Source organism: Ningiella algicola, from assembly GCF_028401415.2.
GTDB lineage: Bacteria > Pseudomonadota > Gammaproteobacteria > Enterobacterales > Alteromonadaceae > Glaciecola.
On sequence record NZ_CP171821.2, the window covers coordinates 3,556,513 to 3,576,647 of the forward strand.

Annotated in this window: 16 protein-coding genes; 15 read left to right on the forward strand and 1 reads right to left on the reverse strand. The window is 45.5% G+C overall.

Annotation, left to right across the window (positions count from 1 at the left end; translation table 11 throughout):
• The 13 genes from PN836_RS15480 (at position 1) to rpsQ (ending at position 13,423) form a co-directional block, all read left to right on the forward strand.
• Positions 1-5,619, forward strand: a complete 5,619-nt coding sequence (locus PN836_RS15480; protein ID WP_395339910.1) for a PKD domain-containing protein — start codon at positions 1-3, stop codon at positions 5,617-5,619.
• A 203-nt stretch (positions 5,620-5,822) separates the two neighbouring features.
• Positions 5,823-8,057 (forward strand): winged helix-turn-helix domain-containing protein, encoded by a 2,235-nt coding sequence (locus PN836_RS15485; RefSeq protein ID WP_395339912.1) that lies wholly within the window; start codon positions 5,823-5,825, stop codon positions 8,055-8,057.
• A 402-nt stretch (positions 8,058-8,459) separates the two neighbouring features.
• A complete protein-coding gene (gene rpsJ / locus PN836_RS15490; protein WP_010179497.1) occupies positions 8,460-8,771 on the forward strand; it encodes a 30S ribosomal protein S10 in 312 nt (103 codons plus the stop codon).
• Between the two features lie 34 nt (positions 8,772-8,805).
• Entirely contained in the window at positions 8,806-9,444 is a 639-nt protein-coding gene (gene rplC, locus PN836_RS15495; RefSeq protein WP_395339919.1) for a 50S ribosomal protein L3, read from the forward strand.
• 14 nt (positions 9,445-9,458) lie between these two features.
• A complete protein-coding gene (rplD, locus tag PN836_RS15500; RefSeq protein WP_395339921.1) occupies positions 9,459-10,064 on the forward strand; it encodes a 50S ribosomal protein L4 in 606 nt (201 codons plus the stop codon).
• Positions 10,061-10,360: a 50S ribosomal protein L23 gene (gene rplW, locus PN836_RS15505; protein WP_395339924.1), complete on the forward strand. Its 300-nt coding sequence runs from the start codon at positions 10,061-10,063 to the stop codon at positions 10,358-10,360. The genes rplD and rplW overlap by 4 nt, the downstream gene beginning before the upstream one ends.
• 11 nt (positions 10,361-10,371) lie before the next feature.
• A complete protein-coding gene (gene rplB, locus PN836_RS15510) occupies positions 10,372-11,196 on the forward strand; it encodes a 50S ribosomal protein L2 (RefSeq protein WP_395339926.1) in 825 nt (274 codons plus the stop codon).
• Between the two features lie 15 nt (positions 11,197-11,211).
• Positions 11,212-11,487 carry a 30S ribosomal protein S19 gene (gene rpsS / locus PN836_RS15515; RefSeq protein WP_284218686.1) on the forward strand — a complete coding sequence of 92 codons (276 nt, stop codon included), beginning with the start codon at positions 11,212-11,214 and terminating at the stop codon, positions 11,485-11,487.
• A 10-nt stretch (positions 11,488-11,497) separates the two neighbouring features.
• A complete protein-coding gene (rplV, locus tag PN836_RS15520) occupies positions 11,498-11,830 on the forward strand; it encodes a 50S ribosomal protein L22 (RefSeq protein WP_395339930.1) in 333 nt (110 codons plus the stop codon).
• 9 nt (positions 11,831-11,839) lie between these two features.
• Positions 11,840-12,541: a 30S ribosomal protein S3 gene (rpsC, locus tag PN836_RS15525; RefSeq protein ID WP_395339931.1), complete on the forward strand. Its 702-nt coding sequence runs from the start codon at positions 11,840-11,842 to the stop codon at positions 12,539-12,541.
• A 2-nt stretch (positions 12,542-12,543) separates the two neighbouring features.
• A complete protein-coding gene (gene rplP / locus PN836_RS15530) occupies positions 12,544-12,957 on the forward strand; it encodes a 50S ribosomal protein L16 (RefSeq protein WP_395339934.1) in 414 nt (137 codons plus the stop codon).
• Positions 12,957-13,163, forward strand: a complete 207-nt coding sequence (gene rpmC / locus PN836_RS15535) for a 50S ribosomal protein L29 (RefSeq protein WP_395339937.1) — start codon at positions 12,957-12,959, stop codon at positions 13,161-13,163. Before rplP ends, rpmC begins: the two co-directional genes overlap by 1 nt.
• 2 nt (positions 13,164-13,165) lie before the next feature.
• Positions 13,166-13,423 (forward strand): 30S ribosomal protein S17, encoded by a 258-nt coding sequence (gene rpsQ / locus PN836_RS15540; protein WP_395339940.1) that lies wholly within the window; start codon positions 13,166-13,168, stop codon positions 13,421-13,423.
• 94 nt (positions 13,424-13,517) lie between these two features.
• Here rpsQ and PN836_RS15545 read toward each other — a convergent pair whose 3' ends face one another.
• Entirely contained in the window at positions 13,518-14,333 is an 816-nt protein-coding gene (locus tag PN836_RS15545; protein WP_395339942.1) for a hypothetical protein, read from the reverse strand.
• Between the two features lie 596 nt (positions 14,334-14,929).
• Between PN836_RS15545 and PN836_RS15550 the strand changes: the two genes are divergently transcribed.
• Together PN836_RS15550 and PN836_RS15555 are read left to right on the forward strand one after the other, a co-directional pair.
• Complete coding sequence (locus PN836_RS15550; RefSeq protein WP_395339945.1) at positions 14,930-16,666, forward strand: S8 family peptidase; 1,737 nt, start codon at positions 14,930-14,932, stop codon at positions 16,664-16,666.
• A gap of 78 nt (positions 16,667-16,744) precedes the next feature.
• Complete coding sequence (locus PN836_RS15555) at positions 16,745-20,092, forward strand: two-component regulator propeller domain-containing protein (RefSeq protein ID WP_395339948.1); 3,348 nt, start codon at positions 16,745-16,747, stop codon at positions 20,090-20,092.
• Positions 20,093-20,135 lie beyond the last annotated feature (43 nt).

The window sequence follows — 20,135 nt, forward strand, 5'->3', positions numbered from 1 at the left end:
ATGAAATGGAACAACATTACTCGCACGCTCTTATTGAGCGTTTTCTTAGTATTCATGACACCTTCGGCGTTCGCGCTGGTGTGTGATGCTGATGAGGATAACGACGTTGATAAAAACGACATAGGCTTGATTTTCCAAGCCAGAGGCCAGTCTGCGCTTGGTCCTGACGATCCGAGAGATGAAGATGGTGATGGTGTCATTACTATTTTTGACGGACGTGCTTGCTCAGCTCAGTGTAACTTGGCACGTTGCGCCATCGTTACCCCCTCGGGCAACACGCCACCGGTTGCAGATGCCGGTATGGACGATAGTGCTCTAGTTGGTGAAAGCGTGACCCTTAATGGAGCCAACAGCTCTGATGCAGATGGGGATGCGATTACCTATTCTTGGTCATTCATTCAAAGACCCAGCGGCTCTGGCGCCACCTTAAGCGATCCTAGTTCAGTCAATCCTAGCTTTACGCTTGATGTAAGCGGCAATTACGAAATACAACTTGTTGTTAATGACGCCACGGTAGACAGTGCACCAGATTCAGTCATTATCAGCACCGAAAACTCAGCCCCAGTCGCCGACGCTGGCGCTGACCAAAGTCCGTTGGTGAACGATATTGTCATGTTAGACGGCTCCGCATCATCTGATGTTAATGGTGATACTTTGACTTTTAGCTGGCGCTTTGTGAGTCAGCCGGATGCAAGTAGCGCCGTCTTGTTGGATGAAGATTCGGTATCCCCAAGCTTTTTGGTGGATGCTGCTGGCACCTACGAAGTCTCTCTTATTGTAAATGATGGCAGTGTTGATAGCGCCCCTGACATCGTTTTAATTACCACTCAAAATTCAGCGCCTGTGGCAAATGCGGGAGACGATATCAGCGCTAACGTTGGAGACACGCTTAGCCTTGACGGTACAGCATCATCTGATGTGGATGGCGATAGTTTGAGCTACAGCTGGAGCATATTATCCGCTCCCGTGGGGAGCACCGCCGTTTTAAGCGACCCTGTTTCAAGCATGCCGAGCATTACAATAGACCTTTCAGGGAACTATCAGGTGCAATTAATTGTAAATGACGGTGATATTGACTCCTTAGCGGATGTGGTCAGTATTTCAACAACTAATACCGCGCCTATTGCTGATGCAGGCGCTGATCTAACCCCTTTTATTGGTGATACTGTTACTTTAAACGGCAGCGCATCAAGCGATGCAGATGGCGACCCTTTGAGCTACGCATGGTCACTCACTACTCGTCCTTTCGGCAGCGCGGCGAGCTTAAGCGACCCGTCGTCTGCTATGCCAAGTTTCGATGTGGACGTATCAGGTAGCTATATCGCGCAGTTGATTGTCAATGATGGCTCAGTAGATAGTCTACCCGACACGGTATCAATCAATACCTTAAACTCGCCACCTGTTGCCAACGCGGGTATGGACCAAGATGTTAATGTTGGTGATACCGCAGTACTGAATGCAAGCGCAAGTTCGGACCCAGATGGCGACCCACTCAGCTTTGTGTGGTCCATTACCAGCCAGCCAGCGGGGAGCGCTACATCTTTAAGCGATGTCAATGCACAGATGCCCAGTATCGGTATCGATGTGGCGGGCGAATATGTGATACAACTTATTGTCAATGATGGCACAACGGACAGCGCACCAGATTCTGTGATCCTAAGTACCACAAACACCCGTCCGGTCGCTGACGCAGGTCCTGATAGGACCGCAGAGGTAGGCGATACAGTGGCATTAGACGCCAGTGCAAGCTTTGATGCAGACGGCGATACACTAAACTACGCATGGTCAATCACCTCAAGACCGCCCAGCTCAACTGCCAGCTTAAGCTCCGTAGATACGGTCACAAGTGATTTCATCGCAGATGTTGCTGGCACTTATGTTGTACAAGTAAGCGTGGATGATGGCGCATTAAGTGCGCTGGATACAGTGGTTATTCAAACCGAAAATCAGCCGCCAGTCGCCGATGCAGGAAACAATCAATCGGTCACCGTTGGCGATAATGTCATTCTCAATGGAAGTGGATCGAGCGACCCAGATGGAGATGCAATCACTTATTCGTGGACCATTGCTTCTGCACCTGCAACAAGCGTTGCAGCCCTGAGCAATGCAGATTCAGTCGCGCCTAGCTTTACGGCAGATGCTGAAGGTGACTACATTATTGAACTTATCGTTAATGATGGTGAAGAGGACTCGAGCACCGATAGCATCACCGTTACTGCCGAGCCTGCTGACATTGAGTTGAGCATTACAATTAGTAGTAACTTAATTGGGGTAGGTCGCACAAGTGATGTGGAGGTAAGTTTAAGCTCTGCGGCGCCTTCCGGAGGTCTTGAAATAAGCTTGGCATCGTCTGATTTGGGAGTGGCTGATGTAAATCCTGGTAGCTTTGTCGTTCCTGAGGGTGAGTTTATCGCCAGCTTCACTGTCTCAGGTATTGCGCTGGGTAGTGCAACATTAACCGCCAGTGCACCTGGTTTAGCTAATGCTGCAGTTGCTGTAACAGTCTCTAGCGACCTGATTAGTTTAGGCGAGCTATCTGAAATTGCACCGGGTGAGATGACCGATCTAGCGTTAAGTATTTCGTCTCCGGCACCGTCAGGTGGCGTGGTGATTAGTTTAATCAGCAGCGATGAGAGTGTGGCAACGGTGAGTAGCTCGGTTACCATCGCCGAAGGGGCTTTAGTACCCAGTGCTAATCCTGTTGTGAGTGGCGTCGCTTTGGGCAGCGCAACAATTACAGCCACCGCGACAGGCTATGCGCCAGACAGCGCTGCTGCTGAAGTGGTCGCATCCCTTAGCTTTGAGCCAAACCCTGTTAATATTGCACAAGGCGAAAGCAGCGATGTCACCATACGTCTCAGTGCTCCCGCGCCAGCAGGAGGCGTGATAGTTGACTTATCGTCAAGTGATACCGCAATTTTCACAGTACCTGCTAGCGTTACCGTTGCTCAAGGTCAATTGACGGCGGTTGTCTCATTAAGCGGTATAGATCAAGGCAGTGCGCAGCTTTTAGCCAGCGCAACTGGCATTCCTGAAACGAGTTTGCCGGTTACAGTATCCAGTGGCCCTGCTATCAATTTAACTGCCTCAGCAAGCATCGGTCGTAATTTACAAGCACTGTTGTCTGGCTCGCTTGAAAGTCCTGCGCCTGCGGGTAATCTAGATATTACTATCACGAGTAACAACCCAAGCTTAGTCTTGCTTGCACAAAATCCAACGGATGCAGGAAGTACAAGCATTACCGTTACTGCAAACGCAGGTTCATCCTCTGTTCCCGTATTTTATGTGCAAGGACTGGCATCATCGGGCAGCGCAACGATTACGGCAACAGCAGACAGCTACACCGCAAGCACAAGCACGATTACTTTGGTGCAATCGGGCGCGATCATCAATTCTCCCTCGAGCATAAGCACAACACCATTTTCAAGTAATTCTACGGTGAGTCTTCGCTTATATCGTTTGCAAGCAGATGGCACGCTAAGCACAATACAAGCACTTCGCGGCGGTATTTCAGTGTCGGTGCCAATTACCAGTAGCGATACCAGTGTTGGCGTATTGACTGCAACAACCGCTGATTTCACAGGAGGTGAATCACTTGCTTCGGTTGAATTTGACCCTATCTCAGTAGGAACGACGGACATTGCGGTCGGGAGTGTTAGTGAGCTTGATACGGCGACTGTCTTTCAGTCTATAGAGGCAACGGTCAATGGTGCACAAATACTATTTAGTGACACTAGCGTTGGTCAAAATCTGCAGCGTGGGCAAGGAATTTCTTTGGGTGTAGCACCGCCAGGGCCTGTGGAGGTAACCGTGACCAGTAGCGATCCGAGTGTTCTTGTTGTCAGCAATGCGAGTGAAACAACGGGCAGCGCAAGCACCACGTTTACTAACGTTACAACGGCCTTTGGTGGCACAGTATTCATTCAAGGTGTCAGTAAAGGTAGCGCAACCATTACTGTTTCTGCCGATGGTTATAGCTCAGCGAATGCGACGGTGACGGTTCAAAACAGCGGATTTATTATTAGTAGTCCTTCGACCATCACAACAGATGTATTTGCTGTGAACCGCACTATTACACTAACCTCCTATATGCTAAACGCCAGCAACGCCATTGCTCAACGTCAAGAGCTGCGTGCTGGACAATCGGCCAGTGTTGGTTTCAGTTTGGATGACACAAGCGTAGGAGAGATTATTCCGCTGACTGCTGATTTCGTCGGAGGTGACGTTAGTGTAAGCGTGGAGTTTGACCCTCAAAACGCAGGCAGCGCGACACTATCGCTTACTACGCCGTCAGGTTTTGATACGCCGGCAAACTTCCAGTCTATACCGATTGTGGTGACAGCACCTACCATAACACCGGGCATCTCCAGCACCACAGAAATTGGTCAGAATCTGCAGCGCACAGCCTCTGTGAGCTTCAGCTCAGCACCGCCTTCCGCACAAGATTTAATCATCTCCTCAAGTAATCCAAGTGTGGTTGTGCTAAGCACTGATCCCACTGTGGCAGGCAGTTCAAGTATCACTCTAAACAGCGCGAGCACATTCGTTGGCAGCTATGTTCTTCAAGGTTTAAGCAAAGGTACATCGGATATTAGCTTCACGTCGACTAACTATACGCCTATCACGGTAACGGTTACGGTGAGTGATTCAGGCTTTATTATTGCCTCGCCCTCTAGTATCAATACCACGGTGTTTAGCCCCGATACAAACGTTCGCCTATCTGCCTACTTATTGAACTCTACTACTTTAGCCATCGTACAGCAGCAAGCGCTCAGGGCAGGGTTCAGTGTTGATGTGCCGCTTGTTGTAGACGATCCAACGGTGGGTGTGATTACGACATCTCCGGTCACGTTTTCGGGTAATGATGTAACCTTAAGTACAGGCTTTTCACCTATCGCCTCGGGTACTACGACCGTTGCTGTTACTCAGCCAACAGGCTTTAGTACGCCATCAAGGTTCACATCTATTGATGCAAATGTGAGCGCACCCAGCATATTGATAAGTGATGTGACTGTTGGAAAAGACTTACAGCAAGGTTTAGGTATTACGCTTGACGCCGCGCCACCTAGTCCAGTCGATGTAACGGTGAGCGTTTCGGCAGGCGCCATTGCGGTAATCAGTGACAATATCACCACCGCAGGCACAAATACGATTACCTTTAGCAATGTCACTTCAACCTTTGTCGGCACACTGTTTGTGCAAGGCATTGATATAGGGACAACGCAACTGACTGCGTCGGCACCGGGCTATACTAGCGACATATCAAACGTTTCAGTAGAGCCTGCAGGTTTCATCATTTCAACGCCAAGTGATTTTATCACTACGACCACGCCTCGAGCTATTCGAGTGCAGTCTTTCAGGCTTAATCCAACAACTCTTAATATTCAAGCCGCTCAGAGTGTAAGAGCCGGTTTGGATGTAACGGTAGATTTATTAAACTCGGACAATAGCGTGGGTACGCTTAGCGATACATCGCTTGACTTTATTGGAGGCTCGGCATCCGTGCAGAGCACATTCACTCCAATCGCGCCAGGCACTACAAATATCTCTGTGCAGACGCCCCCGGGGTTTAGTACCGCCAGTAACTTCTCTGAAATTACTGCAACCGTTGTCCCATGAGAAGGCTGCAAGCATCTACGAATAGTATTCACACCGCGGCGCTTTTGATTTAAGCGCCTTCTAGGTAAAACGTTCCCATGACGTTTACCGCCCCCTAAGCCTGTTTACAGACGCTGGGGGGCGGTTTTTTTTATTTTTGCTTGACGCAATAGCGCCTTATTATCTATGGTCTCTTTCACAGTATAAAAAACAGTCAATGCATAATGGAAGCACGGAAGTTCGATTTTACAGTAGGCGATTGGCGCGTTGACGTTAAGGCTTCCTGTATTTTTAACGACGATGGTGAGACTCACGTAGAGCCTAAAGCGATGGAAGTATTGCAGCTCCTCGCAAAAGCTCAGGGCGATGTCGTGTCCCGCGAATCAATTATGGAAAGCGTATGGAATGGACGCTTCGTCACCGATTATGCCTTAAACAATGTGATTGCATCTTTGCGCAAATACTTGTGCCCTGACGATAAAAACAAATATATTGTCACCAGGCCCAAGCGAGGATATCAGCTTGTTTCGCCGGTGGAATTTGCTATTGAACCAACACCAGCGCCCGATTTATCTCAGCATTCTGCACAAAGCGATTCTAAAAATTCATCGCTACCTATGTTACATGATAATACTGGTGGCAGTCGTTTGCATGAAAGTGCTCGTTCAAATTCTAAAATCCGGCTGGTAGCCGCCTTTGCCGCCCTAATTGTCGTTGTCGGTCTCATATCTTCAGTAGGCCCTATTGGCAGCAACGAAATTGACAGGAATATCGTTGCCAAAGAAAGTCTTGCGGTGCTGCCTTTTAAGACACAAAAAGATGTCTCAGAGCTTTCATATCTAGCAATGGGATTAAGTAACGAGCTTATTGCGCAATTTTCGGGAAGCGAAGATTTGTTGGTGATGGATCAGCGCAGTACCAAAGACATCGTGTCGCGCACACGAGATGCCAGAGAGGTCAGTGATCTTTTGAGCGTCGACTTTGTGCTTGACGGAAATGTATATAAAGAATCAGATACTACTTATATTGACGTTGTCTTGTATGACGAACTGGGTAACGAGCGCTGGTCGTCCACTTTCACTGCAAACTCAGATTCGGTATTTACTTTACAAGACGATATATTACTTGAAGTGCACAAAACGATGGACACCGAGCCCATGTTGCTGACTGAAAGCACTACATATTATCGCTCAAGCAATCCACAAGCCTTCGAGAATTTATTGAAGGGGCGTGCGCTAAATAACGAAGCGACAGTGAAGGCCTACAAACAAGCAATTGTTCATTTTCAATTAGCCATAGAATTTGATCCAAATTACGCCAGTGCATACTTAGACCTAGCGACCGCTTATTTATTGTTGTATGGCACAAACAGCTTGTCCTTAGATGAAGCCAATGCCAACGCTAAGCCTCTAATTGAACGAGCAAAGATGCTAGCGCCAGATAATCCCTCAACTTATGCGGTACAGGGAATATTTGCTATGTACAACCGTCAATTTAAAAAGGCGATTGACTATTTTTCGCAAGCCTTAGTGCTCGATTCTGACTTATATCTTGCGCGCGCAAATTTATCTCATTTATATAGTATGCAAGGCGAATACGAGCTTGCGCTTGAGCAAAGCTTAAAGTCACTACAGATACACCCCTTAGCGGCGGTGCCGAATTTCCAGGTAGGTGATATTTACTTCGAGTTAGGAGAGGTAAGCAAAGCCATAAAGCAATTAAAGCGTTGTGTAGGCTTTGTGCTTAATTACGATGACTGTCACTTAGAACTTGCTTTCATACAACGTCTTATTTCTCAGCATCAGGATGCGCAACAAACCTTTGAAGATATGTTAAGCACTCGTGCAGCGCTAAGCGACTTTTGGGTTATCCTCAACCAAGGCTTTCACGCTTGGTGGCAAAACGATTTGTCATTGGCAAACCGCTATTATGGGCAGTTGTTTCAAGAGCATCGTGCTAACTTTTCGTTTTTAAGCTCATACGCATGGTTGCAGTGGCAGATGGGGCAAAAAGATGCATTTATGGAAGAGTTGCAAGCGCTTGATCAAGAGAGTACGAGCGCTACGGCTCATTTAATGCGCTCTTTAGCGCTTTTAGCATATGCCAACGGTGATTGTGACCAGATGTTTGAATACTATCGCCGTAGTGACGAGATTGAAGCGCCTGTTCAATACAAATTTTCTCACCTTATTGAAGGTTATTCTGATGCCTTGAATAAAGCGGCATGCTATCGAAAAGCGGGGCAACCGCAATTAGCACAATCTCTTATTGAGGGCGTAGAGCTTGGCGTAAGCACAGGCGACACGCTAGGGCAGTCGGCAGCAGGCATTCAATTAATAAGAGCAAAACTAAGCTTGCTAAAAGGAGAAGCGACTGACTTGGCATCTTTACGAGAAGTGCTTGAGCAAAAACAATATCCTCATGTCTGGATGCTCGATGAAGACTGGCTATTTCAATAGCTTTATCGCTGGCACTTTCAAATGATGTGATTACGTAAGCTGAGCACCAGCTAATAGAGGTGGATAAAAGTCATTAAAAGCCTTGCCAACTAAGCAGATACATGTATAATTCGCGCCCACTGTCCAAAGCAACTAATCAAATTTAGATGCAAATGGGCGTGGTTAGTGGGTGTTTTTCTAGGTCAATCAGTGCGCTTTTACAGCTGTCACTCCTTTAGATAACACCGCGTGCGGGCAAGAAGCTTTGCTCAGACTTGTAACCTTAAGTCCAGCACACACTAGTATGAACAGGACTCCGATTGGGAGTCATCGGTTTACGCACATCTTTTCAGCTCACTTTCAAATAAGAAAGAAAAGCGTGAAGAGATGAATTTTTTTGTTCTTTCGATTGGAGCTTAATCGATGCCAAATCAAAGAATTCGTATTCGTTTAAAAGCGTTTGATCACAAGTTGATCGATCAGTCTACAGCGGAAATCGTTGAAACAGCTAAGCGCACGGGTGCTCAGGTAAGCGGACCTATTCCTCTTCCTACCCGCAAAGAGCGTTACACTGTGCTGATTTCTCCGCACGTAAACAAAGACGCGCGTGATCAATACGAAATCCGCACACACAAGCGTTTAGTAGACATCATTGAACCAACTGATAAAACAGTTGACGCGTTGATGAGATTGGACTTGGCCGCCGGCGTTGATGTTCAGATTTCTCTGGGCTAACGCTGTTAGAGCTAAATAGAAGAGGGTAATAACAATGTCGATTGGTCTTATCGGTCGTAAAGTGGGCATGACTCGCATCTTCACAGAAGACGGCGTATCTATCCCTGTGACTGTTATCGAAGCGACCCCTAACCGCGTGACCCAGTTACGTACTTCAGAAGCGGACGGTTATCGTGCACTTCAAGTAACCGCGGGCACCAAAAAAGCAAATCGCGTCAATAAGGCTTCTGCTGGTCACTTTGCAAAAGCAGGCGTTGAAGCAGGCCGTGGTTTATGGGAGTTCCGTTTAGAAGACGGTGAAGGTAGCGATATTGAAGTGGGCAGTGAAATCACTGTCGAAATTTTCAGCGATACCAAAAAAGTAGACGTAGCAGGTACATCAAAAGGTAAAGGTTTCCAAGGTGCAATCAAACGCTGGAACTTCAGTTCACAGCGCATGACGCACGGTAACTCGCTATCTCACAGAGCCCCTGGTTCAATTGGTCAAAACCAATCGCCAGGTAAAGTTTTTAAAGGCAAGAAAATGGCAGGTCAGCTTGGCAATAAGCGTGTGACTACCCAGTCTTTAGAAGTGGTTCGCGTAGATGCTGAGAACAACCTTCTATTAATCAAAGGTGCTGTGCCTGGCGCAACTGGCAGCGATGTTATCGTCAAGCCAGCTGTTAAAGCGTAAGTGGGAGTGAACTGATGGAATTAACATTGAAAGACGCGAAAAGCGCTCTTGAAGTATCAGACGCCACTTTTGGCCAAGAGTTTAACGAAGCGTTGGTTCATCAAGTCGTAGTGGCTTATGGAGCAGGTGCTCGTCAAGGTACCAAAGCGCAGAAGACTCGTTCAGAAGTGCGTGGTGGTGGCAAGAAGCCATGGCGTCAAAAAGGTACAGGCCGTGCACGTGCTGGTACCATCCGAAGCCCAATTTGGGTTGGTGGTGGTCGCGCATTCGCAGCGAAGCCTCGTAACTTCGAGCAAAAAGTAAATAAAAAGATGTACCGTGGTGCGATTAAAAGCATTTTGTCTGAGTTGGTACGTCAAGACCGTTTGGTTGTTGTTGAGAAGTTTGGTGTAGACGCACCAAAAACGAAAGAGCTTCTTGGCAAACTAAACGACCTAGAATTGAAGGACGTGCTAATTGTAACGAGCGAATTAGATGAGAATTTATTCTTATCTTCGCGCAATCTTTACAAGGTAGACGTGCGTGATGTTCAAGGCATTGACCCGGTAAGTTTGATTGCTTTTGAGAAAGTATTGATGACCGCCGACGCAGTGAAAGCACTTGAGGAGGCCTTAGCATGAACCAAGAGCGTTTATTAAAAGTGCTGGTTGCACCTCACGTATCTGAAAAAGCGACTTTAGCAGCAGAAGGTGCTAACACCTTCGTCTTCAAAGTAAGCACAGACGCTAACAAAGCCGAAATCAAAGCAGCAGTTGAGCTTTTGTTTGAAGTGGAAGTAGATAATGTGCGCACCGTGAACTGTAAAGGAAAAACCAAGCGTTATGGCCAAAACTTTGGCAAGCGTAGCGACTGGAAAAAAGCTTACGTTTCACTTAAAGAAGGCCAAGACATCGACTTCGTCGGTGCCGCTGAGTAAGGGGATTAGACATGCCATTATTGAAAGCTAAACCTACTTCTGCTGGTCGTCGTCACGTTGTTCAGGTAATTAATCCTGACCTACATAAAGGTGCACCTCACGCTCCCTTGCTAGAGAAAAACAGCAAGAGCGGTGGTCGTAACAACAACGGTCGTATCACAGTTCGTCATATCGGTGGTGGGCACAAGCATCACTATCGTGTTATTGACTTTAAACGCAACAAAGACGGCATTCCTGCCAAAATTGAGCGTTTAGAATATGATCCAAACCGCTCTGCAAACATTGCACTTGTGCTTTACGCAGACGGTGAGCGTCGTTACATCTTGGCTCCGAAAGGCGCGCAAGCTGGCAACGCTATCCAATCTGGTTCTGGTGCACCTATTAAACCTGGTAATGCGATGGAAATGCGCAATATCCCGGTAGGTACAACAGTACACGCGATTGAGATGAAGCCTGGCAAAGGTGCTCAAATTGCACGTTCTGCTGGTAACTATGCACAGATTCTAGCGCGTGAAGGCACTTATGTGACGCTTCGTTTACGCTCAGGTGAAGTGCGCAAAGTATTAGCTGACTGCCGTGCTACTATCGGTGAAGTAGGTAATGCTGAGCATATGCTTCGTTCACTAGGTAAAGCCGGTGCTAGCCGCTGGCGCGGAATTCGCCCAACTGTTCGTGGTGTTGCCATGAACCCGGTTGATCACCCACACGGTGGTGGTGAAGGTCGTACATCTGGTGGTCGCCATCCAGTAACACCTTGGGGTGTTCCTACCAAAGGTAAGAAAACCCGAAGCAACAAGCGTACTGATAAACTTATCGTACGTCGTCGAAACAAGTAAAAGCGAGGATTCACCATGCCACGTTCTCTCAAGAAAGGTCCATTTATTGACCTGCACTTGCTGAAGAAGGTAGAGGCTGCAGTGGAAAAAGGCGACAAGAAGCCAATTAAAACTTGGTCTCGTCGTTCTATGATCATCCCAGATATGATTGGGTTGACCATTGCGGTTCATAACGGTCGACAACACGTTCCTGTATATGTCAGTGACGAAATGGTTGGCCATAAATTGGGCGAATTTGCGCCTACGCGTACTTACCGTGGCCATGTCGCGGATAAGAAAGCCAAACGTTAAGGAGATAGAAATGGAAGCATTAGCTAAACACCGTTTTGCTCGCACGTCGGCTCAAAAAGCACGCTTAGTTGCAGATCAAATTCGTGGGATGCACGTTGAAAAAGCTTTAGAGCTTTTACAATATAGCCCCAAGAAAAGTGCAGCGCTTGTCAAGAAAGTTCTTGAATCAGCGATTGCCAATGCTGAAAACAACGAAGGCGCGGATATTGACGAATTGTCAGTAGCCAAGATTTTCGTTGACGAAGGCCCAACTATGAAGCGTATCAAAACACGTGCGAAAGGCCGTGCTGATCGTATTTTTAAGCGTAGCAGTCACATCACTGTGGTTGTGGCGGATAACTAGGAGTAGATAATGGGACAGAAGGTTCATCCTACCGGTATACGCCTGGGTATCAGCAAGCCATGGACATCGACCTGGTACGCAAATACTGCAGAGTATGCCGACAATTTATATAACGACCATAAAGTGCGTCAATATCTGACTAAAGAGCTGAAAAACGCTTCTTTGTCTAAGATTGTGATTGAGCGCCCAGCAAAGAGTATTCGTGTGACAATTCACACTGCTCGTCCTGGTGTGGTTATTGGTAAAAAAGGTGAAGACGTAGAGAAACTTCGCAATCACATCACTAAGCTTGCCGGCGTGCCAGCTCAAGTGAATATTGCGGAAGTACGTAAGCCTGAACTTGATGCGCAGCTTGTTGGGGATTCAATCTCCAGCCAGTTAGAACGTCGTGTTATGTTCCGTCGCGCTATGAAGCGTGCGGTTCAAAACGCAATGCGTTTAGGTGCATTAGGAATTAAAGTTGAAGTAAGTGGCCGTTTAGGTGGCGCTGAAATCGCACGTAGCGAATGGTATCGTGAAGGTCGTGTACCTTTGCACACATTCCGTGCTGATATCGACTACGCGACATCTGAAGCTTTGACTACTTACGGGATCATTGGCGTAAAAGTCTGGATCTTCAAAGGTGAAGTATTAGGTGGCTTGCCACTTGAACAAGAGCAGCAAGCTCAAGCACCTAAGAAGAAAGGCCGAAGCGCTAAGCGAGAGGGCTAATCATGTTACAACCAAAGCGTACGAAATTTCGTAAAATGCATAAAGGTCGTAACCGTGGTCTTGCTGTTGCGGGTAGCAAAGTAAGCTTCGGCACATTTGGCCTAAAAGCTATTGGTCGTGGTCGTATGACGGCTCGCCAAATTGAAGCGGCACGTCGAGCTATGACTCGTCACGTTAAGCGTCAAGGTAAAATTTGGATTCGAGTTTTCCCTGACAAGCCAATTACTCAAAAGCCTTTAGAAGTTCGTCAAGGTAAAGGTAAAGGTAACGTTGAATATTGGGTTTGCCAGATTCAACCAGGACGTGTTTTGTATGAGATGGAGGGTGTTCCTGAGTCTCTTGCACGTGAAGCCTTTGAGTTGGCAGCAGCTAAATTGCCGTTTAAGACAACCTTTGTAACTCGGACGGTGATGTAATGAACGCGACTGAACTTAGAGAAAAAAGCGTAGATGAGCTAAATGAAGAGCTTTTAAGCTTGCTTAAAGAGCAATTTAATCTTCGTATGCAACATTCTACTGGCCAGCTTGAAAAAACTGACCAACTGAAAACAGTACGTCGCAGCATCGCACGTGTTAAAACTATTTTAACTCAAAAGGCTGACGCCGGAACGGGAGCGAATTAAGTATGAGCGAACAAAAAATCCGTACCCTTCAAGGCCGTGTATCAAGCAACAAGATGGATAAAACCATCACTGTTGTAGTTGAGCGTTTTGTTAAGCACCCGATCTATGGGAAGTTTATTAAGCGTTCTACTAAGATGCATGCACATGATGAAGCCAACGTGTGTAATGAAGGCGATATCGTTACTATTACTGAAACGCGTCCGGTTTCCAAAAGCAAAACTTGGAAACTAGTAGACGTAGTGGAAAAAGCGCGCATCTAAAATCGCGTAAGTATTTAGTAACAATAGAAAAGCGCTTGGTACATGCCCAGCGCTTTTTTTATATCTAAATTTTGGAGCGCGCTTTAACAAAGCTCTATCTGCTGATGGTGAGTTCTTCAGACGGTATGTCTAAATACAATGTCAGTGGCCTACCTTTTCTTTCAATTTCAAAAACCAATGTGTCTGCATATTGAATGGTTCGCTGTAGCTCCGCAAAATCTTCCTGATTCGTAATTTGCTTGCCATTAATTTTTTTAATAACGTCGTCTTCTTGCAAACCAATTTGTTTGAACAGCTGCGGATTCATCCCAACGCTTGCTAGCATGCCATCAGCAATAAAGTCCGTGGGAATTAAAGTGACTATATGTTCGATTATTTTAGGGCGTGTGCCAATTTGTTGCGCAGTCATCTGCATTGGGTCGGGTTCAAGCTCCTCATTCTTCTTGGAAAGCAGATTAGGCCCAATTAAGTTAAATGAATATTCTTCGCTCTCATAACCAACAACTACAAAGCTATCGCTAATCTCAATAAGCTGTATCGGCCAGTTAAATAGAAGCTCTCCGATCATAAACTCTTCCACAAGACCTTGAGATTCTATAAGCGCCAACGGTTCGTTTTTGCTGCGAATCCCAACCACCTTCAGTCTTATAGGGAGACCAGTAGTGGATGAGAGCGATTGGCCAGATCGGCTGGTGCGCGATACTGTAACTTCGCCTGATTGCTTTACCGCTGGATGTTTGTCGATGGACTCGTGCGGGTAACCAAGAGATGAAGTAGGTTCACTTGCATCGCTGGAGGTGAAATTAGAGGCTCTTGCAAAATCAGGTTCAGCATTGAGCGACATAACCGAATAGACGACGGCGCCCAATAAACACAGCAGAAGTGCTGGCGTCGTGATGCTTTGTTTCATCTAGCACTCGTTATAAATACACAAAAAGATGTCTAGGGTATCGGCGTGCTAAGAAAAAACTCGACGCATATCGGAGAATAAATAACCTGAATCCTGTTTAAGAAACGGCGCTCAGTACCGCTAGAATTGCGAATTACTGCGTTGTAAAAGTAAGTAATAGAATGACTATTACGTGACTTTTACGCCTTGTTCTTCACAATTCTAGCAGCACTGAGTGTTAAAATTAAGTTAAAGCAGATGAAACAAGCAGTTGCACCATTCCTTAAACAGGATTCAGGTTAAATAAGCTCAACTCGGGATAGACACATATATTTACGCACTAAGTGTAAAACTTAAGATGCAAATACCTGACGACTTAAATTATGGACGTGCACAATTTAAGTCATAACTCAAAAAATGAATTTAAAGCTGTTAAAATTTAAGTCAAATATTAAGTCATTTATTTATATAAAATTTGGAAAATGAAAAAATCAATAAAATCATATAGTTAAAGTTTTAAAAAAGTTGGCACAGCTAGTGCAAAGTGTGATTCATATCGAAATGTTTAGCCTCGTAAAACTACGACGCAAAAATGAGTTCCACTAGGAGTCACTAATATGAAATCAATCGCACAGCTTAGCCCTATCGTTTTAGCAATTACCGTAGGCGCAACTGCACTTGGCGGTGCCTACACATTTAACATGTTGCCTTCGCACCAGTCGCAGGGCTCTGCAAGTTTAGTTCAGCAGGCGCCAAAGTCTTACATTATTCAGGGTTCTAGCGCCGATTTGCTAGTTGCTAAAGTAGAAAGCGTAGGTGGCGACGTTAACAAGCAGTTCCCTATCATTAACGCTGTGAGTGCGATTCTAACCCCTAGTCAAGCCGAACAGCTTAAAGGTGGTTCGGGTATCCGCGTGATGGATGACCGAAGCGTTACTACTATGTCAACATCGAAAGAATTTGTTGTCGATAACTACATCTCTACTCAAGTTGGCGCAAATCGTCTTCACGATAACGGTATCACGGGTAGTGGCGTAACGGTTGCTGTTATCGACAGTGGTGCTAACCTAGGCGGCGACGGTGAACACTTGTTCAAAGACACCAATGGTGACGTGCGTGTAGCGATTAAGTATGACGCATTTAATAGCACGGAAAATCACTATTATAATGATGACAACAACGGTCATGGCTCACATGTGACGGGTATAATCGCAAGCTCTTTAAAAGATAACGGAGACCGATATAACGGCATCGCACCAGACGCGCTTATCGTATCGATCAAAGCCTTCGATGAAGATGGTGATAGTAGCTATTCTCACATTCTTGATGCTTTAAATTGGATTGCGATGAATAAAGATCGCTTTCAAATTAAGGTGCTCAACTTGTCCTTGGGCGCAGAGGCTCAGTCACGATATTGGAATGACCCTATTAATCAGGCGGTAACTTTCTTATGGGAACAAGGTGTCACTGTAGTTACATCTGCAGGAAATAACGGTGAAGAGCTAGGTATCACTGTTCCAGGAAATAACCCTTATGTGATTACTGTTGGTGCGACTAGTTATAACGGCACACCATTTGATATTAGTGATGATCGCGTTGCGTCATTTTCTGCTCAAGGTCCGACATATGAAGGCTTTGTCAAACCAGACATTGTGGCGCCAGGTGCATCAATAGAAGTCAAATTAGAAGACGAATATTTCACTAAGTCATTAAAAAGTAGTAAACGAGGTATCGACTATTCAGTAATCTCAGGCACATCTCAAGCATCAGGCGTAGTGTCGGGTATTGCGGCCTTAATCATTCAGGCTAATCCTGGTATCAGCCCAGATGACGTGAAATGTAAAATTGTCGCAACCGCAAAAGCGTCGATGAACAAAGATAAGTATGCATATTCCCCTCTTATTCAAGGAAGCGGTATGGTCGATGCCTTTGATGCAGCAAATAGCAATGAAACTGGCTGCGCAAATCAAGGTCTTGATGCCCAAGCTGACTTAAATGGAGATGCTCACTTCGTCGGTCCAGTTGAAAAAGATAACGGTAAATATACTATTAAGCTCGAAAGTGGCGATTCAATGAATCAGGGTAGCGACTGGGCGCCGGAAACGTCAAGCAAGAAAAAAGCCCATTGGAGTAATGAAGTTATTCATGTTGAAGGATCTCATTGGGCTAATGAAACCATGGCAATGCAAGGTTCGCATTGGAGTGATGACTTCGTTGAGACAAAAGGTTCACATTGGTCAAATGAAACGATGGAAGTACAAGGAATTGATTGGAAAGCAGCTACCATGAGCATCAACAAAGCAAAGAGCGCTAATAAGCAAGCGGTTCCTCTTAATCCAAATGCGTGGAACTAAAAATCACTTAATTTGAGTTCACCTGAAGGAAATAGGAAAAGCCATCATTCGATGGCTTTTTTTTTAAAGCAAAGGCAGATGCAGCCGTTAAATGAGCATGGATATTTTCCCAACGCTCGCACAAGAGACTTTATGATTACAAGCAACAAATTGTTTTTTGTCCATAATTTTCCAAGACTTCGTATATTTACGATGTTATTGCTTAGCCTTGGATGCGTGTGGTCGGCAAGTGCGGCAATCGACAATGTTCGCTTTGAGCGCTACTTTGTTGAGCAGGGGCTGTCACAAGAATCTATTACCTCTATTTTTCAAGATTCCAGAGGGTTTATCTGGATTGGCACGCAAGAGGGTTTAAATCGCTACGACGGTCGTCAATTTGTTCAGTTTTTACAGTCTTTTGATCGAAGCGATGCGATCATTTCTTCTTTTGTAACCGACATAACCGAAGATGCTAACGGCAATATTTGGGTAGGCACACAAAACGGTGTCAGTATGTTCGACCCCAAGACTGAGACTTTTTCAAACTTTAATGATGAAGCGTTCGCAAGCGGACTGAACAATAACTACATTCATGAAGTTTGGACTGACCGAAACGGCGATGTTTGGGCGACGACTAAAGCTGGACTCAATAAGTACATTGCCGAGCAGCGCAGATTCAAGCCATATAACCTTACCGATGGAGATGCTAACCCTATCGCCATTGTATCCATTGCAGAGGACTTAGCTGGAGGGCTATGGTTAGGAACGCGCGGTAACGGCGTATATCGTTTTGACCCGATAACCGAGCGCTTTTCAATTGCGTTTCAAAAGTTTCCTTCAGATACCGGTCTGCGCAAAGATACTGCCCGTGCACTTGCTTTGGACACAAAACAACGCCTATGGGTGGGCACTTCACAGTCAGGTATTTTCTACCTTGACTTAAGCTTACCCAAGACCGATGCCTTGCATAATTCGCTTCAGTATATTGATGGGATGCAAGATTACAACGCGCTTAGCATCATGCAAGATAGCAACGATACGCTTTGGTTTGGTACGCCCATTGGATTGGTGTTCTTAGATTCAAGCGGAAATCTCGGAAAGTTCGAACATTACGTTGACGACATTTATTCGCTATCAAATAGCTCAGTTACCGCCTTAATGCAGGATGATGCAGATGTCATTTGGGCTGGCACATTTAGAGGTCTCAATAAATGGAACACCTCAACGGCGCAATTTGATCACTATCGTGCTAGCACACAAGATGGCTTCGGTTTAAGTGGAAACAGTATCACGGCAATTACTCAGTTGGACGAGAATCATTTAGTGATTGCGAATAAAAACGGAACAGATATTGTCAATGTACAAACTGACAAGAGCGAAGCGATCGTTTTACCCGGTGCCGAAACTGAATACTCCGAAGCCTTCTCAGTCATGTCTTTGGCAAGCACGAACTCAGTGGAAATTTGGTTGGGCACGTTCAGCAAAGGTCTGTATCTTTACAATACCGAAACTAAAGAATTTACGCACTACAAAGGTCAAACCGATTTAAGCAAGAACGACAATCAACTGCATTCAAACGCCATAACCGCAATTTATCCCGAATCAAACGAGATAATATGGGTATCTACATTTGGCGGTGGTATAAGTAAAATTGACCGGCAAACGGGCATCATTGAAACCTTCCGACACAGCGCAGAAGATGTTTATACCTTATCCAGCGACAAAGTCATGTCGATTTCTCCAACCGATGACGGCACATTCTGGCTAGGGACCTTTGATGCAGGTTTGTCTGTGTTTAATCCTGAAACGGCCTCTACTTATCGGATTTTGCCAGATCGCGCAGAACCAAATGGACTCTTATCTGATTGGGTATGGTCAGTGCACGAAGATAAGCAAAACAATATTTGGGTAGCAACCCAGCATGGCGGCCTCCATTATCTAAAACGTGAAGATCGTGAAGCGGCACAGATTAAATTTACGCATCTTACAAAATCTGATGGGATGCCCAGTGATGTCGCTTTTGGCATCTTGGAAGATAAGTTAGGGTTTTTATGGGTCAGTTCAAATCGAGGATTAAGCAGGATTAATCCAGAAACACTGGAAGTAACAAACTTTAATTATGCACAAGGCCTGCAAGGGAATGAATTTAATTCAGGCTCGTTCTTTCAATCAAAAGATGGGCGCCTAGCCTTTGGTGGGCAAAATGGGGTGACGGCTTTTTATCCAGAGCGAGTGACGCTGAATAAACATATCCCGAATACCGTAATAACGGCATTTCAAAGGTTGGATAAGGTGAATTCAATTTATCTAGAACAAGATGAAAACGGCCACGTCAACGTCGAGTATACGGATTATTTAATAGGCTTTGAATTCGCTTCTTTGCACTTTATTGCTCCCGATCGCAATCAATATAAGTATCGCTTGTTAGGTTTTGAGGATCAATGGGTCACTGTGCGCGACGTGCCGCGAGCCGTTTATACCAACTTACCTGCAGGTACTTACACCTTTGAAGTAATTTCATCAAACAGTGACGGAGTTTGGAATCTAGAGCCTGCTCGTGTCACATTAAATGTAGAGCCCGCTCCTTGGTTAACGGTGTATGCTTACACGCTGTATGGGATCATAGCGATACTCATTTTGTCGTTAATTTACCGTTCGTATCAGAAGAAGCTTGTGGCAGAAACGCAATATCGTCAGGCCCTAGAGGTGGAGGTCAACAAGCGAACGAGCGAACTTCAAGAAGCAAATGATAAATTACTTACAGCAAGTATTACTGATCAGTTGACCGGTCTTTATAATCGTAGATATTTATCTGACATCATTGCTGAGAAATCGCAAACGATTTATAAGAAATTTCAAAGTGCAGCAAAACGCAATCAAGTGAGTCATGAAACCGGTCCACGACTATTTTTCCTGATGTTCGATTTAGATGGCTTTAAACCGATAAACGATACTCATGGACATGACGCCGGCGATAAAATCATCCAACAAGTTGCGAAACTGCTGCAAGATGTCTGCAGAATGAATGACATTGTTATCCGATGGGGAGGCGATGAGTTCTTAGTGGTTGGTGAAATAAACAAACAGGAAGAACTTGCGTCCCTTGCAGAGCGCATTCGTTATAATATTGAAAAACATGGGTTTGATATAGGTCTTAAACAACGTATGCATGTTTCAAGCTCTATTGGCTTTGCCATGTATCCCTTCAGTCACCACTTGCCCGATTCTTTGAGCTGGGAGCAAACGCACATTCTGGCCGATCACGCTTTGTATCAATCAAAAGCGGAAGGAAAGAACAAGTGGACAGGCATTGTGCAATCAGAAGATGAAATACCCTTCAACATCATGAATGCGCTGCTCGCCAATCTAGATAGTGCAATTGAAAACCAACACGTTACAGTAGTCAAAAGCCATAAAACAAAGCTTCAGCAAACGCAGAATGCCTAAGCTTTAGGATGGATGCGCCCTTCACAATCACATGCTTGCGTAA

Excerpts from the sequence above, each read along its gene's own strand:
- rplD (WP_395339921.1), top strand. The coding sequence starts at position 9,459 with ATGGAATTAACATTGAAAGACGCGAAAAGCGCTCTTGAAGTATCAGAC.
- rplC (WP_395339919.1), top strand. The coding sequence starts at position 8,806 with ATGTCGATTGGTCTTATCGGTCGTAAAGTGGGCATGACTCGCATCTTC.
- PN836_RS15555 (WP_395339948.1), top strand. The coding sequence starts at position 16,745 with ATGCAGCCGTTAAATGAGCATGGATATTTTCCCAACGCTCGCACAAGA.
- rplV (WP_395339930.1), top strand. The coding sequence starts at position 11,498 with ATGGAAGCATTAGCTAAACACCGTTTTGCTCGCACGTCGGCTCAAAAA.
- PN836_RS15550 (WP_395339945.1), top strand. The coding sequence starts at position 14,930 with ATGAAATCAATCGCACAGCTTAGCCCTATCGTTTTAGCAATTACCGTA.
- rplB (WP_395339926.1), top strand. The coding sequence starts at position 10,372 with ATGCCATTATTGAAAGCTAAACCTACTTCTGCTGGTCGTCGTCACGTT.
- rplW (WP_395339924.1), top strand. The coding sequence starts at position 10,061 with ATGAACCAAGAGCGTTTATTAAAAGTGCTGGTTGCACCTCACGTATCT.
- rpmC (WP_395339937.1), top strand. The coding sequence starts at position 12,957 with ATGAACGCGACTGAACTTAGAGAAAAAAGCGTAGATGAGCTAAATGAA.
- PN836_RS15480 (WP_395339910.1), top strand. The coding sequence starts at position 1 with ATGAAATGGAACAACATTACTCGCACGCTCTTATTGAGCGTTTTCTTA.
- rpsJ (WP_010179497.1), top strand. The coding sequence starts at position 8,460 with ATGCCAAATCAAAGAATTCGTATTCGTTTAAAAGCGTTTGATCACAAG.
- rpsQ (WP_395339940.1), top strand. The coding sequence starts at position 13,166 with ATGAGCGAACAAAAAATCCGTACCCTTCAAGGCCGTGTATCAAGCAAC.
- rpsS (WP_284218686.1), top strand. The coding sequence starts at position 11,212 with ATGCCACGTTCTCTCAAGAAAGGTCCATTTATTGACCTGCACTTGCTG.
- PN836_RS15485 (WP_395339912.1), top strand. The coding sequence starts at position 5,823 with ATGGAAGCACGGAAGTTCGATTTTACAGTAGGCGATTGGCGCGTTGAC.
- rplP (WP_395339934.1), top strand. The coding sequence starts at position 12,544 with ATGTTACAACCAAAGCGTACGAAATTTCGTAAAATGCATAAAGGTCGT.
- rpsC (WP_395339931.1), top strand. The coding sequence starts at position 11,840 with ATGGGACAGAAGGTTCATCCTACCGGTATACGCCTGGGTATCAGCAAG.
- PN836_RS15545 (WP_395339942.1), bottom strand. The coding sequence starts at position 14,333 with ATGAAACAAAGCATCACGACGCCAGCACTTCTGCTGTGTTTATTGGGC.